At 61.5% G+C, this 21,056-nt stretch carries 14 protein-coding genes and 1 other annotated feature; of the genes, 6 read left to right on the top strand and 8 right to left on the bottom strand.

Annotated features, from left to right (window positions below):
• Positions 1-17: 17 nt before the first annotated feature.
• The 8 genes from LE416_RS03650 to LE416_RS03615 form a co-directional block, all read right to left on the bottom strand.
• On the bottom strand, positions 18-1,373 hold the full coding sequence (locus LE416_RS03650; protein WP_225047129.1) for a L,D-transpeptidase family protein: 1,356 nt from the start codon (positions 1,371-1,373) through the stop codon (positions 18-20).
• Between the two features lie 150 nt (positions 1,374-1,523).
• Entirely contained in the window at positions 1,524-2,201 is a 678-nt protein-coding gene (locus LE416_RS03645) for an ABC transporter ATP-binding protein (RefSeq protein ID WP_225047128.1), read from the bottom strand.
• 1 nt (position 2,202) lies between these two features.
• Entirely contained in the window at positions 2,203-3,258 is a 1,056-nt protein-coding gene (locus tag LE416_RS03640) for an ABC transporter permease (RefSeq protein WP_225047127.1), read from the bottom strand.
• A gap of 4 nt (positions 3,259-3,262) precedes the next feature.
• Positions 3,263-3,757: a TetR/AcrR family transcriptional regulator gene (locus LE416_RS03635; RefSeq protein WP_225047126.1), complete on the bottom strand. Its 495-nt coding sequence runs from the start codon at positions 3,755-3,757 to the stop codon at positions 3,263-3,265.
• 218 nt (positions 3,758-3,975) lie between these two features.
• The gene (locus LE416_RS03630) at positions 3,976-6,618 is read right to left on the bottom strand and encodes a valine--tRNA ligase (protein WP_225047125.1); all 2,643 of its coding nucleotides are present in this window, start codon (positions 6,616-6,618) and stop codon (positions 3,976-3,978) included.
• Positions 6,619-6,664: 46 nt separating this feature from the next.
• Positions 6,665-6,867 (bottom strand) — a binding site (T-box leader).
• 64 nt (positions 6,868-6,931) lie between these two features.
• Positions 6,932-7,582 (bottom strand): redox-sensing transcriptional repressor Rex, encoded by a 651-nt coding sequence (locus LE416_RS03625; protein ID WP_225047124.1) that lies wholly within the window; start codon positions 7,580-7,582, stop codon positions 6,932-6,934.
• Positions 7,583-7,740: 158 nt separating this feature from the next.
• Positions 7,741-8,958 (bottom strand): tRNA uracil 4-sulfurtransferase ThiI, encoded by a 1,218-nt coding sequence (gene thiI / locus LE416_RS03620; RefSeq protein WP_225047123.1) that lies wholly within the window; start codon positions 8,956-8,958, stop codon positions 7,741-7,743.
• A 13-nt stretch (positions 8,959-8,971) separates the two neighbouring features.
• Positions 8,972-10,132, bottom strand: coding sequence for a cysteine desulfurase family protein (locus tag LE416_RS03615; RefSeq protein ID WP_225047122.1), 1,161 nt, complete (start codon positions 10,130-10,132; stop codon positions 8,972-8,974).
• A 417-nt stretch (positions 10,133-10,549) separates the two neighbouring features.
• Here LE416_RS03615 and LE416_RS03610 point away from each other — a divergent pair, with 417 nt between their 5' ends.
• The 6 genes from LE416_RS03610 (at position 10,550) to LE416_RS03585 (ending at position 20,976) form a co-directional block, all read left to right on the top strand.
• The gene (locus LE416_RS03610) at positions 10,550-15,250 is read left to right on the top strand and encodes a mucin-binding protein (RefSeq protein WP_225047121.1); all 4,701 of its coding nucleotides are present in this window, start codon (positions 10,550-10,552) and stop codon (positions 15,248-15,250) included.
• 162 nt (positions 15,251-15,412) lie between these two features.
• On the top strand, positions 15,413-16,354 hold the full coding sequence (locus tag LE416_RS03605) for an ABC transporter ATP-binding protein (RefSeq protein WP_225047120.1): 942 nt from the start codon (positions 15,413-15,415) through the stop codon (positions 16,352-16,354).
• A complete protein-coding gene (locus tag LE416_RS03600; RefSeq protein WP_225047119.1) occupies positions 16,347-17,876 on the top strand; it encodes an ABC transporter permease/substrate-binding protein in 1,530 nt (509 codons plus the stop codon). Before LE416_RS03605 ends, LE416_RS03600 begins: the two co-directional genes overlap by 8 nt.
• Before the next feature lie 48 nt (positions 17,877-17,924).
• Positions 17,925-18,791: an NAD(P)H-binding protein gene (locus tag LE416_RS03595; RefSeq protein ID WP_225047118.1), complete on the top strand. Its 867-nt coding sequence runs from the start codon at positions 17,925-17,927 to the stop codon at positions 18,789-18,791.
• Positions 18,792-19,647: 856 nt separating this feature from the next.
• Positions 19,648-20,547: an SDR family NAD(P)-dependent oxidoreductase gene (locus LE416_RS03590; protein WP_225047117.1), complete on the top strand. Its 900-nt coding sequence runs from the start codon at positions 19,648-19,650 to the stop codon at positions 20,545-20,547.
• Positions 20,548-20,556: 9 nt separating this feature from the next.
• A complete protein-coding gene (locus LE416_RS03585; RefSeq protein WP_225047116.1) occupies positions 20,557-20,976 on the top strand; it encodes a MarR family winged helix-turn-helix transcriptional regulator in 420 nt (139 codons plus the stop codon).
• Positions 20,977-21,056: the final 80 nt, after the last annotated feature.

Below are 21,056 nucleotides of genomic sequence, written 5' to 3'. Positions count from 1 at the left end.
GGCGTCACGAAATGCGTCTAGAACACGATGACCGGGGTCCCAAGCGCCACCACCGGGTAGAGTTTGGCGATGAAGGACGGCGGGTTGTTGACACAGCCGTGCGAGCCGTGGTCTTTGTACCAGTCGCCGCCGTACTGCTTTTGCCACGAGCTGTCGTGCAGGCCGACCCCGGTGTTGTCGATCGGCATCCAGTAGGACACCGGCGTTGCGTAGTCGGCGCCGCGCAGAATCGCGTTGCGCTGCTTGCTCCAGATGGCGAAAACGCCGCTCGGAGTCGGGGTCGACGGCTTGCCGGTGACCACCGCGGTGTCCATGACGAGCTTGCCGTCCTTGTAGTACCACTCGTGCTGGTTGACCTTGTCGACCTCGATGTACGTGCCGCCGATATCCGCGCCGTCTGCGTGGTAGCCGCTGCCGACGTGGCTCAGGGCGTAGGTGAAGTCCTTGCCCTTCAGGATCTCGGCGACCACCTTGGGCGTCTCGGTGTCGCTTGGAATGCTCCAGCCGTAGATGCCGGCCGGGACGGACACCGTGCCGCGTTTGGTGGACTTGAACTGGCGCGTCTTCGTGTAGGTGCCGTACTTAGCGTTGATGCTTTGGATGAAGGTCTTCACGCCAGTGCTTGACACCTTGACCGCGCCATCGGTGTAACTCAGCCACTTGTGCAGCGTCGCCGTCGGAATCGTGACCGAATGGTTCTGGATGGTCAAGACCGCCTTGAGCTGGCCGATGGCCTGCAGCTTGGTCTTGGCCTCCTGCAGGACCTTGGACTTCGTGGTCAGCTTCGGGGCAACGTACGTGGTGCTGACGTCGACCGCGCTGCGGTTGGACGTGACCGCCTGCTCGATGGCCTTGGCCAGCCGCGTTGCGCTGACCTGCGTGCCGGCCACCTCGGGCTGAATCACGTAGCCGTCGTCTTGGGCCACCACCTTGGCGTCGACCGGCGCCTTGCGCGACGGGTTGAGCTTATCGGCCAGCGCCTGGGCGTAGGTCGTGATCTGCTGGTTGTCGCTGACGGCAAGCATCGCGGTCTTCTCCGAGCCGGCGAGCACGACGGCGCGGAAGCCCCATGGGTTCTGCTTGGCCAAGAGCTTCTTGAGCTGCGTCTTGAAATCACGCTTCAGGCCAAGCTGCGTCCCGCTGGCGGTCGCGACGGTCTTGCCGCCTTCGGTCAGCTTGTAGGTCACCTGCTTGAAGTGAGACTCGACGACGGTGTTGGCCGCGTCGACGGTGCGTCCGCCGACCGCCACGCCGAAAACCGTCGTGTCCGGCAAGAACCGGGTCTGGTAGTGATGGGTGCGCACCGCGTAGGCGCCGGCACCGACCACCGCCACCGCGGCCAAACCAATCAGAATTGCGTGCTGTTTTTTCATGAGGCATCTCCTAGCTTTGCTTCCCGCCTCGAGACGGGAATGGGCATATTATAACACAGGCTGCCGCAGACGGGACTTTTGCCGCTTGCTGCAGGGGGCCGCCCCGCCAAGTTAAGTATACCTTTATGACAAAGAGATGACAATGTTACATTACTGTTGCACGCGGCTCAGGCGGCCATCGGTCATCTCGAAAACCGCATCGGCGAACGGAATCAGCCGCGCATCGTGCGTGACCACCACCACGGCCTTCTGACGTGTGTGCGCGAGATCGGCCAAGAGCTTCCCGACCACCTGCACGCGCGGCCCGTCAAGCGCCGCGGTCGGCTCGTCGGCCAGGAGAATCGCCGGGTCCGGGTACAGGGCCCGGGCGATGGCGACACGCTGCTTTTGGCCGCCCGAAAGCTCCGCCGGGTACTTCTTCAGCAGGTTGGCGATGCCGAGCTGGTCCAACAGGTCAGTCAGCTCGGTGTGGCTCAGGTTGCCGGATTTCTTGATGCGGTCGACCAGCGCGAACTGGTCTTCGACGGTCAGGTACGGCAGCAGGTGGTAGGCCTGCAGCACAAAACCGATGCTCCCCAGCCGCAGCTGCTCGCGTGCCTTGGGGCTTCGAGCCTGGTAGCTGTTGCCGGCCACCACGACGGCCCCTTTCGTCGGCGTCAAAAGCCCGCCGGCGATGGTCAAAAACGTGCTCTTGCCGGACCCGGACGGCCCCACAATCAGGCTGAGCGTGCCGGCCTCCGCGGCAAACGAGACGTCGTGGAGCACCTGCACGCGGGCCGAGCCCTGACCGAAAATCTGATCGACATGTTCTAGTGAAAGTACTGCCATATTATCCTCCAATCACGCTGACGGGATCGACGCGCAGCACCGCGCGAACCGGGATCAGTCCGCCGAGCAGCGCCATCACCACCAAAAGCCCCGCGGCACCAGCCAGAATCGGCACGTCGAACGCCATCGGCACGCTGGCCGGCATCGCCACGGCGGTGACCACCGTCAGCAGTGTGCCGAGCACCAGTCCCGCACCGACCAGAAGCACCGACTGCGCGAGCGTCGCCCGCACCAAAACGCCGCTCGGCACGCCCTGCACGCGCATCACGGCGTAGTTCGGCAGCTTTTGCATCGTCAGGATGTACAGGAACACCGCGATGACAATCAAGGAGATCACCATCAGAAAACCGATCATCAGCTCAAAGGTCATGTTCTGCGCCGAATAGCCGGGCAGCTTGTTGATGAAGGTCTTCAGCTTGTAGGTCGTCAGCGCGTCGCTTGAGGCCTTGTAGTCCGCGTCCTTGGACACCACGGCGCTTGCAATCGGGCCGGGCATCAGGTTCTTGAGCGTGCGCCACGCCGCGAGCTTGCCGTAGATCACCGGTGCGATGTTCATCTTGGCGTTGTCGGTGAAGCCGACGATGGTGTAGGCCGTCTTGTCCGCGTTGAGCTTGACCTTGTCGCCAAGCTTGTAGCCTTCCTGCTCAAAGGCGGTGTCGGCCACGACCTGGTGGGCCGTCTGCGGTCGGTGGCCGCTTGTCAGCTTGACCGTCTTGGCCACGAACTGCGTCGCATCAAGACCGATGAACACCGCGCTTTCGTTGTCGTGGCCCTTGGCCTTGGCAACGACGGAGGCCTGGCCGATGTACGCCTCGTCGGCGCTCAGCGTGCCGGCCTGGGCCTTCGTCAGAAGCGACTGGCGCATGTCCACGTTGGCGTTGGCGTTCAGCGTCACGTTGTCGATGCCCCACGAGTTCAGGGCCGCCGTGTTCTGGCGGGCCAGCCCCAGCGCGAGGCTGGTGAGAATGAAGATCAGGTAGCTGATCAGCACGATCATGGCGATGATCAGGCTCGAGCGCAGCTTCTCCTTGCGAATCTCCTTGAGTGCTAAAAACATGTTGTCATCCCTTTATCTGTTGAATTGCGGCGGCTAGCTGGGCCAGCCGGGCCGCTTCGGTGTCGGGGTCAAGGATCACGTCCCTGATCGTCTCGTGGCACAAAACGGCCACGGCCCACGCCACCGGCGTCTTGCCGATGGCAGAGGCGCGGCTGCCGACCACGCTTTCGTTGGTGCGAAAATGCTGCTGAATCAAGCCCCCGTACGCCGACGTGCGGATCCCGTCAAGAAAGTCCCGCGTCGCGCCCACGTAATCGGTCGCGTCGCCGCGGCCAAGCCCGGCGTGAATCGTGCGCATCGCCTGGCCGAACAGGTACTGGTAGGCATCCGTCAGGTCGGTGAAGTACTTGTAAAACGCCCCGCGCGCGATGCCCGCCGCCGTCACGATCCGAGCGACCTGGGCCTCCGCCAGCGGGTGCTGCGAGAACTCCTGCAACAGCGCTGACTCGATTCTGGCCCGCTTGGCCGACGGCAGGTTCTTGAACGTCGATGTTACCATGTTGCTCCTCCCTCTCCTTGCTGACGCCTCCCCGTGCCGCGCCTCCCCAGGCGAATAGTGACACGGTGTCAACTCGATCAGTATACGCCGAAGTGACACCGTGTCAACATTTTTCTTTTGGGTTGTCACCACCGCCTACGCCGAGCCGAGCACAAAAACACGGCCGGCACCCCGCAATGCGGAAGTGCCGGCCGTGCCGGTTGACTGCTTGGTGATGACTACTTGGCCGCCTGAAGCTCGGCGATGCGCGCCTGGGTTGCGGCCAGCTTGGCCTCGAAATCGGCCTGCTTGGTGCGCTGCTCCGCAATCACCGTTTCCGGCGCCTTGGCCATGAAGCCGGGGTTGCCCAGCTTCTTGGTCACGCGGGTGATCTCCTGGGTCAGCTTGCCCGCCTCCTTGGTCAGCTTGGCGATTTCCTCGTCGAGGTCGACCAGCTCGGCCAGTGGCACGTACACCGTTGCGCCGGTAATCACCGCAGACGCTGCCAGGGTCGGCACGTCGAGGTCGGTACCGACGGTGAACGCCTTGGTGTGCACGAAGCGGTTGATGAACTCGGCGTTGGTCTCAAACAGCGGCGCCAAAGCGGCGTCTTGCAGGCGGACCTGAATGTCCAGCGGGGTGGCCAGCGGGGCGTTGACCTCGGTGCGGATGCCACGGACCGCGCGGATCAGCTCGATGATCGACTGCATGTCGGTGATTGCCTGGTCGTTTTCGAACTCGGCGTGCGTGACCGGGTAGCTGGCGGTGACGATCGACTCGCCGATGTGCGGCATGGTCAGCCAGATTTTCTCGGTGACGAACGGCATGATCGGGTGCATCAGGCGCAGCACCTGATCGAGGATGTAGCGCAGGTTGATGCGCTTGGCCGCCTTGGCTGCCTCATCCTCTCCGGTCAGGACCTCCTTGGCCATCTCGATGTACCAGTCGGCCAGCTCGTTCCAGATGAAGTTGTACAGGTCGCGCTCGGCCTCGCCGAACTCGAAGCTGTCGAACTTGGCGGTGACGCTTGCGATGGTCTGGTTCAGCCGCGCAAAGAGCCACTGGTCGGACAGGTCGAAGGTCGCAACGTCTGGTTCCTGCGTCGCGGTCGTGTCCTCGAGGTTCATCAGCACGAAGCGCGACATGTTCCAGATCTTGTTGACGAAGTTCCAGCTGGCCCCCATCTTGTCCCAGGAGAAGCGGGTGTCTTGGCCAGGCGTGGAGCCGTTGACCAAAAACCACCGCAGGGCGTCGGCGCCGTACTTGTCGATGACGTCCATCGGGTCGATGCCGTTGCCCAGGGACTTGCTCATCTTGCGGCCCTGCTCGTCGCGAATCAGCCCGTGCAGCAGCACGTGTGAAAACGGCCGCTTGCCGGTGAACTCAAGGCCCTGGAAGATCATCCGGGCGACCCAAAACGGAATGATGTCGTAGCCGGTGACCAGCGTGTTGGTCGGGTAGTAGCGCTTGTAATCCGGCGCGTCCGTGTCCGGCCAGCCCATCGTGGAGAATGGCCAAAGCGCCGAGCTGAACCAGGTGTCCAGGACGTCCGGGTCCTGCTCCCAGTTTTCGGCGTCCGCTGGCGCCTCCATGCCGACGTACATCTCGCCGGTCTGCTTGTTGTACCAGGCCGGAATGCGGTGACCCCACCAGAGCTGGCGCGAAATGACCCAGTCGTGGATGTTTGCCATCCAGTTGAGGAAGGTGTGTTCGAAGCGCTCCGGCACGAAGGTGACCTTGTTTGGTCCCTCCTGGTTTTTGATTGAGGCCTCCGCCAGCGGGCCCATCTTGACGAACCACTGGGTCGATAGGCGCGCCTCGACCTGAACGCCCGTGCGCTCGGAGTGGCCGACACTGTGGACGATCGGGTCAATCTTGATCAGGTCACCGCTGGCCTGCAGATCGGCCACCAAGTTCTTGCGGCACTCGAAGCGGTCCTGGCCGGCGTACTTGCCGGCGACGTCGTTCATCGTGCCGTCGTCGTTCATGCAGTTGATGCGCGGCAGGTCGTGGCGGTTGCCGACCTGGAAGTCGTTGGGGTCGTGCGCCGGGGTGATCTTCACCGCACCGGTTCCGAACTCCGGATCCGCGTGCTCGTCTGCGATGATTGGAATCTCACGGCCGACGCCGGGCACGATGACCTTTTTGCCGATCACGGCCTGGTAGCGCGCGTCGTGGCCGTTGACCGCGATGGCCGTGTCCCCGAACATCGTCTCCGGGCGCGTGGTGGCAATCTCGATGCCGCCCGGCGTGCCGTCGGCGAACTTGTAGATCAGGTGGTAGAACGCCCCTTCGTCGTCCTGGTGCAGCACCTCGATGTCGGACAGCGCGGTTCTGGCCTGCGGATCCCAGTTGACGATGTACTCGCCGCGGTAGATCAGGCCCTTGTTGTACAGGTCGACGAAGACCTTGCGCACGGCCTGGCTCAGGCCATCATCGAGCGTGAAGCGCTCGCGGGAGTAATCCAAAGAAAGCCCCATCTTGCCCCACTGCTTTTTGATGGTGGCGGCGAACTCGTCCTTCCACTCCCAGACCTTGTCGACGAAGGCCTCTCGCCCGAGGTCGTAGCGGGTGATGCCTTCCTTGCGCAGCTTCGCCTCGACCTTAGCCTGCGTCGCGATGCCGGCGTGGTCCATCCCCGGCAGCCAGAGGGTGTCGAAGCCCTGCATCCGCTTTTGGCGAATAATCATGTCCTGCAGCGTGGTGTCCCAAGCGTGGCCGAGGTGCAGCTTACCGGTGACGTTCGGTGGCGGGATCACGATGCTGTAAGGCTTGGCGTCCGGGTTGCCGGACGGCTTGAACACCCCTTGCTCAAGCCAGGTCTCGTAGCGCCCGGCCTCGACCGCCTTGGGGTCGAATTTTGGTGCCAGTTCTTCTTTCATTTGCTTACCTCCAGGATTATTGCGGGAACAAAAAAGACCCGTCCATGTCTAGGACGAGTCAACTCGCGGTGCCACCTAAATTGAGGGCAAAGCCCTCCAGCTCATCGGATAACGGGCTTCAGCCCGGCCTTTCCTACTCCGTTCAAAAAGGCAGCTCGCAAGCTACAGTCAAGGCCAGTGTCGAGGCTTGCACCAGCCGCCTCGTCGCTGAAATCACTGGGTCCTGACCCTCTTGTTCAACGCGTTACCCGCATTATATGCCAGCCGGCTTACGGCCGTCAACGTTAATTTCCCCGCCGATTGCGCAGGCTCTTCAGTGCACCCTGTCGTGGGCGCCCTTCTGGTGGGCGACGAACAGCAAGCTCTGCAGCTCGGACGTCAGGTCGATGTAGCGAATCGTCGTGTCGGGCCCGCAGACCACCGGTTGGGGCGCAAAGGTCAGAATCGCGTTGACCCCGGCGGCTTCCAGCGCGGTGACCACCGCGGTCTGCGAGGTGCTTGGCACCGCCAGAATGGCGGTGTGAATCGCCGGCGTCAGGTGCTGCCGCAGCGTCTTGAAGTCGTACACCGGGATGCCCGCCACGGTGGTCCCGACCTTGGCCGGATCGGCGTCGAAGGCCATCGTGATGTTCAGGTCCGGGTTGCGGCGGAAGTTGTTCTCCATCAGCGCCGCCCCGAGGCCGCCGACGCCGACCAGCAGCATCTCCTCTTTGGTGTGCACGTCGAGCAGCTTGCCGAACTCGTCGACCAGCGTGCCGACCGAGTAGCCGTAGCCGCTTTTGCCCAGTTCCCCGAAGCTGGAAAAATCGCGACGAATCGTCGCCGACGGAATGTGAATGAGTTCACTGAGGCGATCCGAGCGGATGCGGCTGACGCCTTGCTGCTGCAGCTGCTGCACGGCGCGGTAGTACAGCGGAATCCTGCGCACGGTTGCCTTGGAGACTTGTGCCTTGGTGTTTAACAACGTCTTCACCCCTTGCGATAACTGTTAACGCTTTCAGTAACAGTTTATCACGAAGATTGTGAACGAGCAAACAAAGTCTGGCCTCGGGCCGCATTTTTACTGAAATGAGGACGTAAAAAAGTGCCGACAACGCGACGGTTGTCGGCACCTCCACAGGGCTACAGCAGCTCGGCGATCACGTCCTGGTTTTGGGCCATGAACTCGTCGGAGCCGCGGATCTCAGTGATCTGAATCCCGTCCAGTGCCCGCTGCATCAGGCCCTCGACGTCCAGCTTGCTCTCGTAGTAGCGCGCGCGGTCCAGGTTGGGCTTGGTCTTCGGCGCCGGGGGCGCGAAGATCGTGCAGCAGTCCTCGAACGGCATGATCGACAAGGCGTAGGTGTCGATGTCCTCCGCGACCTTGATGATCTCGTTTTTGTCCATCGTCGCCACCGGCCGGATGATCGGCATGGTGGTGACATCGTTGATTGCGACCATACTTTCAAGCGTCTGCGAGGCAACCTGGCCGACAGATTCGCCGTTGAAGATGGCCAGGGCGCCCTGCTTCTTGGCGATGGCCTCGGCCAGCCGCAGCATCAGCCGCCGCTGGATGGTCATCAGGTAGCCCTCCGGCAGGCTGGACTTGATGGTCTCTTGAATCTCGGTGAACGGCACCTGGATGAAGCGGATGCTGCCGACGTAAGGCGCGAGCTTCGTGGTCAGCTGCTTGGCCTTGGCCAGCGCCTGCTCGCTGGTGTACGGCGGCGAGAAGAAGTGCACCATCTCGATGGCCACACCGCGCTTGAGCGCCAGGTAGCCGGCGACCGGCGAGTCGATGCCGCCACTGAGCATCAGCACACCCTTGCCCGCGGTGCCCACCGGCAGCCCGCCCGGGCCCAGGACCGTTTTGGTCGACAGGAAAATCGCCTCGCGCCGCACCTCGACGCGCAGCACGTAATCCGGGTCCTTCATCTTGACCACGAGATCCGGCCGCGCGTCCGTCAGCATGTCCCCCAGGTTGAGGTTCATCTCGTTGGTGTCGAGCTCAAAGTCGTGATCGGAGCGCTTGGTCTGAACCTTGTACGACGCGCCGGTCGGCACCGTCGCCGCCATCAGCTCAAGCACCGCCGCGTGCACCGCGGTCATGTCCTTGGCAACGGCCACGGAAGGCGAGAAGCTCTGAATGCCGAAGACCTTGCTCAGCCGCGCCATCACTGCATCCGCGTCCTCCCCGTTGAGGTCGATGTGGAGCCGGTCGCGCTTGGGATGCATGCGCAGGGCCGGGAACTCGTGGAGCGCCTTGGTCACGTTGCCGTTCAGGCGGCCGATGAAGGCCTGGCGGTTCTTGCCCTTGGTGGACAGCTCGCCGTAGCGAACCATGATTTCACTGTATTGCACAATATCTTCCTTCCTATTGTTGAGGCGTTGGGAAAAGCTTGGCGAAGCCTGCGTACACCTGGTCGAAGGCCGCGTTGAAGGCGTCGGCCTCCGCCAGCGTGTTCTGATCGTCCAAGCTGACGCGAATGGCGCTGGTTGCGATCTGGCTTGGCACGTGCATCGCCGCCAGCGTGCTCGACTCGGTGCCCTTTTTGCTCGAGCAGGCGCTGGTCGTGCTGATGTAGATGTCGTGCTGCTCGAAGGCGTGGACGATGGTCTCCCCGCGCACGCCCGGCAGCGCGAAGCACAGAATGTGCGGGGCGAAGTCCGGCGTCAGCTGGCTGAACATCACCACGTTCGGGAACTTGGCGACGTGTTCGTAGATGCGCCGGCGAATCGCCTGCTCGTGCGCCACCTTCTGGTCCTCGTCGGTCAAAAGCAGCCGCAGCGCCTTGGCCATCGCGGCGATGGCCGGCGTGTTTTCGGTGCCGGAGCGCTGGTTGTCCTCCTGACCGCCACCGGCCAAAAGCGGCGCGATGTGGCGCCCTTCCTTCATGTAGATAAAGCCGGTGCCGCGCGGCGCGTGGAACTTGTGTCCGGAGAAGGTGATGAAGTCGATGCGCGGGTTGCGCAGCGTCGTCATCAGCCCCTTGCCGATGCCCTGAACCGCGTCGACGTGGAAGTGCACGTTCGGATGGTCCTTGAGAATGGCCGCGATTTCGTCCAGCGGCTGCTTGGCCCCGACCTCGTTGTTGACCGCCATCACCGAAACCAGGATGGTGTCGTCGCGCAGCGCGTTTTTCAGGTCAACCGGATTGATGAAGCCGCGGTGGTCGACGGGCAGGTAGGTGACCTCAAAGCCCAGCTGCTCGAGCTGGTGCATCGTGTTGATGACTGCCGGGTGCTCGATGGCGGTGGTGATCAAGTGCCGACCGAACTGACGCTTCTCAAAGGCCGTGCCCTTGATCACCCAGTTGTCGCCTTCCGTGCCGCAGCTGGTGAAGTAGATTTCCTCCGGCTTCGCGTGCATCAGCGTGGCAATCTGCTTGCGCGCGCTTTGCAGCATCGCGTCGCCCTTGCCACCCACGGCGTGCAGGCTGCTGGGATTGCCGAAGAAGTCCTCCGACACGGTGCGGTAGGTGTCCAGCACCTCGGGCAGCGCCTTGGTGGTCGCGCTGTTATCAAAATAAATCATGTGGGTCTTCCTTCCAAATTGTAAGCTACTGCGTCTCATTATAGCAAAAGCGCCCGGCAGGCGGTAGTGAAAGATGTGGGAATGGACCGAGCGGCACAGGCGACGGCCGAGACCCACCCGCGCCCCACTTATCGTTGACGTTCGTCCCGAATGCAGCCCACCCATAACCCCGAGTGGTCGGGCCTGCCGGGGTGGTTAGCAGCCGTTACTGTTCAATTGGTATACGCTTAAAACCAATTCAGTTTTCTGGTAATGAGCTGCGACGGCGTCTTTCGTTTGGTGTGTGCTGTTTCCGCGGTCACATTCTTTGACAGGTAATTTTACCGGTGCTACCATTTGCAAATAATCGGCGCAGTCGCCGGCTTCGACGGCCGCCGTTGGTAATTGGTATGGTTGAGTTTGCTAAGGAGGAATACTATGTCATTGCATTCATCGACGCACCTCAAGAACGCCACCACGGAGCGCAAATCGCGCTTCAAGCTGTACAAGTCCGGCAAGTTTTGGCTGATTGCCGGCACCGCGATCGGGATCTGGCTAGCGGAGCCGCATCAAGTGTCGGCGGCCGAGGCGACACCTGCTGAAGACGCCGTTTTGAAGCGCACAACGGCCGACCTGACGCTGGCCAAGACGGTGCCGCTGCTAAGCTCGGTTACGACGGTGAGTCCGCAGGCAACGGCCACCGCCAACGATGCGGCGCCCGTGGCACCCAACGTTGCCGAGCCCACGCCGAGCGGAGACGCCGCCACGGCCTCGGAGTCGGGCCCCGCCACAACCGCTGCCAGCAGTGAGACCGTCGCCGCAAGCGACACGGAAGCCGCCACCGCGCCATCGACAGGGGCCGCCTCAACCAGCACATCAGAACCCGAAGATCGCAACTTTTCGAGCGGCGACGCGGCAAATGACGACGACGCCTCAAGGGTGGCCACCAAAGAGAACCCATCCCCACTGACCACTGCGCCCACGAGCACTGCAGATTCCGGACAAGACGAAAGCGGCCCGGACCGCGCCCCCAGCAGCAAGGCGGTGACGACAGCGGCGGGCGCGTCGAGCTCACCGTCGGACACACCGTCCCAGGGCGCACCGAGCCCCCAGGCCGTGGCGATGGACGATGGACCCATCACCCAGGCGGAAGACCCTGCCACCCCCGGGGAGGTTACCCCCTACGCCCTGGCCTTCACCGACGCCCCTGCCTGGGACGCCAAGGTCCTGACCGGCACCGCAACCCCGGGCAACACCGTCCGCCTATGGAACGGTGGCTACGTGGCAACGGCCACCGTCGGCGCCGATGGCAACTGGGCGTTCAATCTCGAGTCGCTTGGCCTTGATCTGACAAATTCGTTGGCCGTTCGGGAGGATGGACCGTCGGGCGGTGCGGTCGGGGTCACGCTTGCGCCGTACTATAAGCCCGTCACTCACCGCTTTTACCAGCGCGACGGCATGAAACCTAACGATGATAATAATGGCAATCTCCTGGACCAGTTCGAGTTCAACGATTACGTCCTGATCACCGGCACCGCCACGCTGTCCGGCGATACCGTGAACTATTCGTACAATTCAGAGCCCAACTACTACTGGCCGCCGCTTCGCCACGAGGATTACCCGGTGATCGACGGCATGGTCGCCCAGTGGCGCGCCACGCCAGAGCGGGTCAGCGCGCCCAACGTGACCATGATCGAAGCGGTCTACTATTTCCCCGCGACGATCACCGTCTCCCCGAACGCCACCGCCGACGACGTGGCCACGGCGGTCACCCCCAAGGACCCGGGCACGCCGGTATCCGGCTTTCACCTCACCTCACCGAACTACCCCGCCGGCGTCACGGCAAGCGAGCTGACCAAAACGGTCACCCGAACGATTCACTTCGTCAACGAAGACGGCGACACCGTTGCACCCGACATCACGCAGCCGATCACCTACTTCAGGGACGGCATCGTCAATTTCGGCACGGACCCCGGCACCATAACCTACACGCCTTGGCGCGCAGCAGATCCGGTCTGGGAAGCCGTCACGTCCCCGTCCATGCCTAACCTCATCCCCGGCACGACAACCGTCGAGGCCGTCACCACCACCGGTGACACCGGGGACGAGGAGGTGACGGTCACCTACTTCCCGCAGCTCGTGGACTTCGAGGGGCCAAAAGTTGCAGGCAGCCCAGTGTCGACCAACCCGGATGACCCCCGCAAGTACCCCGAAGGCATGACGCCGGCCGACAGCTACCTGACCAAGACCCGCACCATTGTCTTGATCAACGCCGTCACGGGGGAAAGCTTCAATGAGGACATCGTCCAGCCCATCACCTTTGTGCGTCGTGGGACCATCGATTTCGGTCAGACGCCGCCCACTATCGGCAACATCACCTGGTGGGCGAACGACATTCAGTGGGGTGGGGTCGTCGCCCCGGCGAAACCCGGCATGATTGCAACGCCTGCGCAACTGCAAGCGGAAACCGTCTACTCGACCAGCCCTGATGTGACGGCCTACATTCGCTACTACCCAAGCACCGAGGTGGTGACGAGTGAGAACCCAAAGAACGAGGGCGACAAGGTGGGCCTCGACGACGAAGACCCCCGCGAGTACCCGGCCGGTCTGACCCTCACCGACCTGAAGCAAACCATCACGCGCAACATCATCTACGTGAACCAGGACGGCGATTTGGTTGCGCCAACCGAGCACCAGGAAGTGAGCTTCACCCGCACCGGCACCGTCGACTGGAGCAGCGGCACGGCAGTCGTCGCGTACAGCGCCTGGACGCCGGTTGACACGACATTCGAGGCGGTCGACAGCCCGATCGTCTCCGGCCTGATTCCGGCCCAGGCGGTGACCGAGGCGCTGCCAGTCAATCCCGGTGAAGGCGACAGCCAAGTCACGGTGATTTACTATCCGGACACCGTGACCGTCCCGGCCACCGACCCCAAGGACGGAGGCACCCCGGTCACCGACAACCCGGATGACCCACGCGAGTATCCCAACGACGTGGGCAAGGCGGATCTGAACCGAACCATCACCCGCACCGTGACGTACGTCACCCCAGACGGCACTGTTCTGGAGACGGCGACGCAGCCGGTGATCTACACCCGCGACGCGACCGTGCACTTCAACGCCGATGGCTCCAGCACCACCACCTACACCGAGTTTACGACCACCGATGCCCTGTGGCCGGCCCTCCCCAACCCCGAGATTCCGGGCTGGGTCGCAGGCACCGGCACTGTTGAGGCCGTGACCACCGATGCCGATACTGCGGACACGACCGTCACCATCACGTACTACCCCGACCGCGAAACCGTCACCGCCGATGCGCCGAAAAATCCTGGGGACAAGGTGACGGATGAACCAACCGACCCGCGGACTTTCCCGGCGGGTGTGACGGCCAGCGACCTGTCGCGGACCATCACGCGCACCATCACCTTCGTCAACGGGGAAACCGGCGACACGGTGGCCGATGCCGAGGTTCAGGAGGTGACCTACTCCCGCGATGCCCTCGTCATTTTCGGCGCAGGCGGCACGACCGTCAGCTACGGCGCCTGGAAAAGCAAAGACGCCGAGTGGCCGGCACTCACCAGTCCCGACGTGGCCGGGCTGATGGCGAACCCGACGACGGTTGAAGCAATCACCACCGATCAGGACACAACTAGTGCCACCGTGACCGTCCGCTACTACCCAAGCGAGATTACGGTCACCCCGAGCCAGCCGAAGAACCCGGGAGACGCGGTCAACCCCGATGACCCGGAGGACAACCGAGTGTTCCCAGACGGCGTCAAGGAAACCGACCTGAAAAAGGATGTCGCGCGCACCATCGAGTACCGGCGCGCTGACACCCGCGCCGACCTTCCATTCGATGAGGTTCAGACCGTTCACTACACGCGCACGGCCTCCGTCAATCTGCTGACCGGCGCCGTGACCTATGGCAGTTGGACGACCAGTCAGCCCGTCTGGACAGAGGCCGGTAGTCCGACCTACCCTGATCTGGTGCCAACCCTGATGGCGGTGCCCGCCGTGACGACCACGGGCGATAGAGCGGACGAGACGGTCGTGGTCCTCTACTACCCGGCCATCATCCCGGTGACCCCAGACGATCCCAAGAACCCGGGTGATTTGGTCGATCCCGAGAACCCGGAGGACAACCGAGAATTCCCGGCCGGCGTCACCTATGAAGACCTGCACAAGACCGTCACCCGCACCATCACCTACGTGGACTTAGCCGGTAAGACCGTCGCCGACCCGGTGATCCAGCCAGTGGCCTTCACCCGCACCGCTGAAGTTAACCTGAATGCCGGGGTCACGTACGGCGACTGGGTCAGCGAGGACCCAACTTGGGAGGCGGTCGAAAGCCCGAGCGTCAAAGGCCTGGTCACCTTCACCACGGTTGTGGCCGCCCAAACCATCGTCGGTACTACCGCCGGCGCCACGGTGGTTGTGACGTACCACCCGACCACCTTCACCGTCACGCCGGATCAGCCGAAAATGCCAGGCGACAAGGTCAGTCCGGGCAGCACCGACGACAACCGCGAGTACCCGACCGGGGTTGACCGACAAGATCTGAACCGGACGGTAACCCGCACCATTCGCTTCCTCGCCCGCGGCGGCCAGGCGCTGGCGACACCAGTCGTTCAGCGTGTCACCTTCAGCCGCACTGCGACCGTCACCTTCGCCGCGGATGGCGGCGTCACGGTGACGTACAGCGAGTGGCAGCCGACAAGTGCCGAGTTCGCGGCCTACAATGCGCCGGCCATCAAGGGCTACACCGCCCGGCAGCCCCAAGTCCCGGCCGCAACCGTCACGGTGACTGACCTAGACGGCCAAGTCGTCGTGCGTTACCTGCGCAACCCGCAGGATTCGGTGCCACCGACACCGGAGCCTGAACCGGAACCTGAACCGGAACCGAAGGCCAAGAATCCGACCCCAGAGCCGATGAACGACAACAATCATGCACCGGCCCCGATGCCGTTGCCAGGCGGCCAACGGGCAGGGCTCACCGCGCAGAACGACAACACAACGCTGCCGCAAACCGGTGACGCAACTAATCCACTCCTCAGCCTCGTCGGCCTGACCCTGAGCGCGGCGATGGGCCTACTCGCACTCGCAGGCGTGAAACGGCGCCGAGACGAGAACCGGCACTAACCCTACCAACCGCCACTCCGTCTAGCACAAGCACAACGTCCGGCCACAGCCGGGCGTTTTTTGACGTCCCGGATAATTTTTTCAGAAAACCCTTGTGCCTCGCGAGATTGATGTTACTATTAAAAGTACAGGTTCCAACTAAAACGACAAGAGGCAGAATACGTGATCGAATTCAAAGCAATTACCAAAGACTACGCCGATTCGGCGGCACTGCAGGCCATCGACCTGTGCGTCGCATCCGGTGAGCTGTTCGTGCTGGTGGGCCCCAGCGGTTCGGGCAAAACCACCCTGCTCAAGACGGTCAACCGGCTGGTGGTGCCAACCAGCGGTCAGGTGCTGATCGACGGCGTGGACGTCGCAACTGGCGACCTGCAGACACTGCGCCGGCACATCGGCTACGTGCTGCAGTCCAGCGCCCTGTTCCCAAACATGACGGTGATGCAAAACGCTTCGGTGCAGCTGGAGGCGCTGGGGTGGCCCAAGGCGCGCATCCGCCCGCGCATCGAGGCGCTTTTGCGGCTGGTCGACCTCGAACCGACGCTGTACGCCGAGCGCCGGCCCGCCGAGCTCTCCGGCGGTGAGGCCCAGCGCGTCGGGATTGTTCGGGCCCTGGCCGCCGATCCGAAGCTGATGCTGATGGACGAGCCGTTCTCCGCGCTCGACCCGGTGTCCCGCCGCCAGCTCCAGGCCCTGATCCTGAAACTGCACCGGGAGCTCGACACGACCATCCTCTTTGTCACGCACGACATGCAGGAGGCCCTGCACCTTGCCGACCGCATGGCGGTGCTGCACGACGGCGTGCTGCAGCAGGTCGGGCAACCACAGGCCGTGATTGCCGAGCCGGCCAACGCATTTGTCGCCGATTTTTTCAAGGACGTTATCGCCGGCCAGCGCACGCTGGCCCAGGTGCTGGCCGCGGGCTTCGGCCGTCCCACCACCGCCGCTGGCAAGCCCCTCCCCGCAACGACCTCCATCTATGCCTGGGCCAATGCCCTCGCAGCCGAGCCGCGGCTTGCGGTGCAGGTTGGCCAGACGCAGCTGGACGCCACAGACCTGATCGGCTACCTGGCCAGCCTGGACCAAAAGGAGGTGCCGCATGCTTAACGAAACGTTGCACTACGCCCAGGCGAACGGCCACGAAATCCTCGTTGCGCTGGGCCAGCACATTGAAGTGGCGCTGATCGCCACGCTCATCACCATCGTCATCGCGATTCCGCTCGCCGTGGCCTTGATGAACCACCGCCGCGCCGGTGAAACCGTGCTGCAGCTTGCCAGCATCATCCAGACCATCCCCAGCCTCGCCATTCTCGGCCTGCTCATCCCCTTCGTCGGCATCGGCACCGTGCCCGCCGTCATCGCGCTGGTGCTGTACGCCGTGATGCCGGTGTTCCAAAACACCTACGCGGGTCTGACCAACATCGACCCGCTGCTGATCGAGGCCGCCGACGCGATGGGCGTGTCCCGGCGCTACAAGCTGCTGCGGGTGCAGATGCCACTGGCGATGCCGATGATTCTGTCCGGCATCCGCATCGGCGTGGTCATGATCATCGGCACCGCGACGCTGGCCGCCCTGATCGGCGGTGGCGGCCTCGGGACCTACATCCTGCTGGGCATCCAGAGCAACAACAACGCCGCGCTTTTGATTGGCGCGGTGCTGGCCGCCGCCTTAGCCCTCGTGGCCAGCTGGCTCATCAAGCTGCTGTCCCGGGCGACCCCGAAGCGCCTGCTGGCAGGCCTGGGGGTGCTGGTGATGGTCGGCGGCACGGCATACGGCGTGCGCACCCTGACCGCGCCGAAGACCGAGACCATCACCATCGCGGGCAAAATGGGTGGCGAGCCCGAGCTGCTCATCAACATGTACAAGGACCTGATCGAGGACGGCGACGCGAAGGTGGAGGTCACCCTCAAGCGCAACTTCGGCGGCACCAGCTTTTTGTTCAAGGCGCTGCAGGCCAAGCAGATCGACCTTTACCCCGAGTTCACCGGCACGGTGCTGCAATCGCTGGTCAAGACCGACAAGGCCGTCAGCCACGACCCGAACACCGCGTACCGCGACGCGAGAACCGCGTTAGCCCAGCAGTTCCACATGACGCTGCTTGACCCGATGGCGTACCAGAACGGCTACGGCATCACCGTCACCGCCGGCACCGCCGCCAAGTACCACCTCAAGACCATCGGCGACCTGGCCAAGCACCCGGAATTCCGCGTAGGCTTTGACCCCGACTTCTACCAGCAATCCGACGGTTACCCCGGGCTCAAAACTGCTTACGGGTTGGCCTTCACCAACGTCAAGACGATGGAGCCGTCGCTGCGCTACCAGGCGCTGGCCCAAGGTGACCTGGACGTCACCGACGCCTACACAACCGACCCGCAGATTCGTCAGTACCACCTAGTGCTGCTGACGGATTCCAAGTCCTTCTTCCCACCCTACCAGGGGGCACCTTTGATGCTGACCAGTTTTGCCAAGGCGCACCCGCAGGTCGTCCAGCGCCTCAACCGCCTGGCCGGTCAAATTTCAACCAAGGCGATGCAGCAGATGAACTACCGCGTCACCGTGCGCCACGAAAAGGCCGCAGTGGTCGCCCGCCAGTACCTGCAATCCCATCACCTGATCAAGGAGGATTAGCCATCGCCAGTACCTGCAATCCCATCACCTGATCAAGGAGGATTAGCCATGACCTATCTTGTTACCGGCGCCACCGGCCACCTCGGCCAAAAGGTGGTGGCCAACCTTGCGGCACAGGACGGCGGCAGCGCCGTTACGGCCGCCGTCCACACCCCGGCCAAGGCGGCAGCGCTCGCCGCCAGCGGCGTCCGGGTCGTTCCCTGTGACTACCTGGACGTCGCCAGCATGACCCAAGCCTTCACCGGCCAGGACGTCGTGATTCTCATCCCCAGCAAGACCTACGACCTGATGCAGCGCATCACGGAATTCGAGAACACGATTCTGGCGCTTCAGCGCGCCGCGGTGCCCGCGGTTGTGTTCGTCAGCTTTTTCGCCGATCAGGAGAACAACCCCTTCGTCATGTCGCCCTACTATGCCTACGCACCGCGCAGGCTTGCAACCAGCGGCCTGCGCTATGCCGTCGCCAAAAACGCGCTGTACGCCGACCCGCTGGTGCCGTACCTGCCGGAGCTGATCAAACGCCAAGCCCTGATCTACCCGGTTGGCGACCGGGCCATGACCTTCATCACACTTGACGACAGCGCGGCTGCAATTGCAACCCTCGCGACCCACCCGGCGCTGCGTGACCGCGGCCAGATCTACACCCTGACCCAGGCGCGGGCCCTGACCATGCCGGCGCTGGGCCGAGTGATGACCGCGGTCACCGGCCACCCGATCGGCTACGCACCGGTCACCACGGCAGCGTTCGGGCGCATCTACGCCTCTGACGGCGACGGTGCGGAGCTCGCCAGCATGTACGCCGGCGGGGCGCTGGGACTGCTCGACCGCGTCACGCCCGACTTTCACACCATCACCGGTCGCCAGCCGGAGGACATGGCGGCGTTCCTGCGGCGCAGCTACCGCCCGAGAACCTGACCGCGGCGGCGGTCGGCCCCCTCTCCGCAGCCGGATTGCACCATCCGCTCGCGACAACACCGAGTCAGCCGACGCCCATCCGTCGCGTCGCGGAACAAAAAAAGCACCGACCAATTGGCCGGTGCTTTTGTCGCCTCTGGTGAGGCGGGATGACGATTACAGCTTCTGGTGGTAACAAGGCAAATACAGTCAATTCGACTCAACGTAAATCCAGACGTATCAATGTATTCAAGCAAAACATCTTGATGCAATGCTGCGAAATTCGGCATGGATTGAGAACTTCTGCAACAGTGTGCAACATTGAGCTGACCCGTAAATACTAGCAGTAACTCGTACACTTGACCGGTGTGCGAGTTTTTCCATGATTGTTGACTGGTTGAACCTAGGCTGAGTGGCAATGCGACTCATGGTGGGTATGGAATCTCGGACAAATCTGAATGTAAATTAGCAATAAAGCCCGTTAACTCGGGCTTTTTGAGTGCTCTGCAACTTTGTAGGAAACTTGTGGGAGGAATCGGCCATGCATTCGTAGCGGCTGGTTCTAAGCAATGCTTGGCAAATAGAATCAGATTCTATCCACTTTTTTACCCATACATTTCGTCGAACAGCACCCGGGCAGTTCCGGGGAGTTACTTGGGCTTTGAATACGCACATGCTCACAGTTCTATGGCCGCCAAAGAAGTCAATAAGCTGGAGCCAGAAAAGTATTATCCAGAACGCATTCAAGCGAAGATCCCCTCCTGCGAAAATTTGGCGGGATTGTTTTGTGTAAAAAATCTTGACACGCAAACGGTTAAGTTCTAAACTGTAAAAAACTTAACTATGGAGGACTAATATAAGCGAACATACGATTATCGTGACTGGTGGTAATTCAGGCTTAGGTTATGAAGCCGCCAAGAACATTGCCGACACCAATCAAAATGACACCATCATTATCGCCAGCCGTAACCAACAAAAAGCAGAAACAGCGCGTAAGCGGATGGTGAACGAAACTGGGAACCACAACATTTTCACGCAGCCATTAGATTTAGGGTCGTTACAATCAGTGCGAGATTTTGCTAGTGACTTCAAGCAAGCCGACTTTCCACCTTTGTATGCATTGGTTTGCAATGCTGGCTTGAATCCAACGACGTTGAGTTATACTAAAGAAGGCTTTGAAACCACCTTTGGGGTCAATTATCTGGGACACTTTCTGTTAGTTAACCTGTTGCTGAGCTCAGTGGTTGAGAATGGACGAATTGTTTTTGTTTCTAGTGACACCCACAATCCGCCGAAGCTGTTTCCTTTCCCAGCCCCACATTTCGAAGACATTGAACCATTGGCTCATCCGACTGCCAACAGCAATGCCTTACTGCGCTACCCGACATCTAAATTGTTGGACCTGATGGCGGCCTACATCTTTGCGGACAAAGTAGCTGAACAAACGGATAAACAGATTACGGTCAATGCCTTTAATCCAGGACTGATGACTGGGACTAACTTGAATGGTGATTCTGGCTCAAACCGAATGATGAAATTCACGATGAATGCTTTTTCATATTTGATTGGCCGCCACGGGAGTGCAGAAACTTCTGGGCAAGCACTGGCCAAGATGGTGACTGGAAGTCAATACGCAGGCGTTACCGGAAAATATGTTGATCGCGGCAAAGATACTAAGTCATCGCCAGCCTCTTATGACCGCGAGGCGCAAGCGAAGCTTTGGCAGCAAAGCCTCGTATTGGCTGACGTTCAACCGGACGAGGCGATTCTAAGATAGGAGCGGCCTATGACAGACGATATCAAAATGACCTATTTGAAAACTATTTTTCAGTTCAAGAACCTGATCAACACTGAATTTGGCCGTGGCAAGCAACACGTGTTGAGTTTGACAGATCTATTGATCTTGCAAGGTATTCAAGCCGGCCAAAGTTCAGTGGAAATCGCGACAAATTTACACATCACGAAAGCAGCAGTTTCCCAGTGTACCACTGCATTGGCGAAGAAAGGGCTTATTACGCGCGCCACCGATCCGGAGAATCGCAGGAATCTGAGCCTCGCTTTGACTGGCGAAGGCGTCGCGCAACTCAAATTGACAAATGCGGAATTTGATCAGGCTTTCAATAGTTTTGTTGATGAAATGGGTGAAACTGAACTTCGACAGATGCTGAAACTCATGGATAAAATGTCGGCAATCATCGGTGAGTGATACAGTATTTTAGCCAATTAAGAGGTATATCATCATAGTGATACGTACAGGACAAATAATTCAGTGACCTGAGTAAGGGC

The sequence above is a fragment of the Lacticaseibacillus kribbianus genome (genome assembly GCF_020180945.1).
GTDB lineage: Bacteria > Bacillota > Bacilli > Lactobacillales > Lactobacillaceae > Lacticaseibacillus > Lacticaseibacillus kribbianus.
The sequence above is the reverse complement of the archived record's forward strand: the minus strand, read 5'-3'. Positions and strand labels throughout refer to the sequence as shown.

Excerpts from the sequence above, each read along its gene's own strand:
- LE416_RS03610 (WP_225047121.1), top strand. The coding sequence starts at position 10,550 with ATGTCATTGCATTCATCGACGCACCTCAAGAACGCCACCACGGAGCGC.
- LE416_RS03600 (WP_225047119.1), top strand. The coding sequence starts at position 16,347 with ATGCTTAACGAAACGTTGCACTACGCCCAGGCGAACGGCCACGAAATC.
- LE416_RS03635 (WP_225047126.1), bottom strand. The coding sequence starts at position 3,757 with ATGGTAACATCGACGTTCAAGAACCTGCCGTCGGCCAAGCGGGCCAGA.
- LE416_RS03650 (WP_225047129.1), bottom strand. The coding sequence starts at position 1,373 with ATGAAAAAACAGCACGCAATTCTGATTGGTTTGGCCGCGGTGGCGGTG.
- LE416_RS03595 (WP_225047118.1), top strand. The coding sequence starts at position 17,925 with ATGACCTATCTTGTTACCGGCGCCACCGGCCACCTCGGCCAAAAGGTG.
- LE416_RS03630 (WP_225047125.1), bottom strand. The coding sequence starts at position 6,618 with ATGAAAGAAGAACTGGCACCAAAATTCGACCCCAAGGCGGTCGAGGCC.
- LE416_RS03645 (WP_225047128.1), bottom strand. The coding sequence starts at position 2,201 with ATGGCAGTACTTTCACTAGAACATGTCGATCAGATTTTCGGTCAGGGC.
- LE416_RS03615 (WP_225047122.1), bottom strand. The coding sequence starts at position 10,132 with ATGATTTATTTTGATAACAGCGCGACCACCAAGGCGCTGCCCGAGGTG.
- LE416_RS03585 (WP_225047116.1), top strand. The coding sequence starts at position 20,557 with ATGACAGACGATATCAAAATGACCTATTTGAAAACTATTTTTCAGTTC.
- LE416_RS03640 (WP_225047127.1), bottom strand. The coding sequence starts at position 3,258 with ATGTTTTTAGCACTCAAGGAGATTCGCAAGGAGAAGCTGCGCTCGAGC.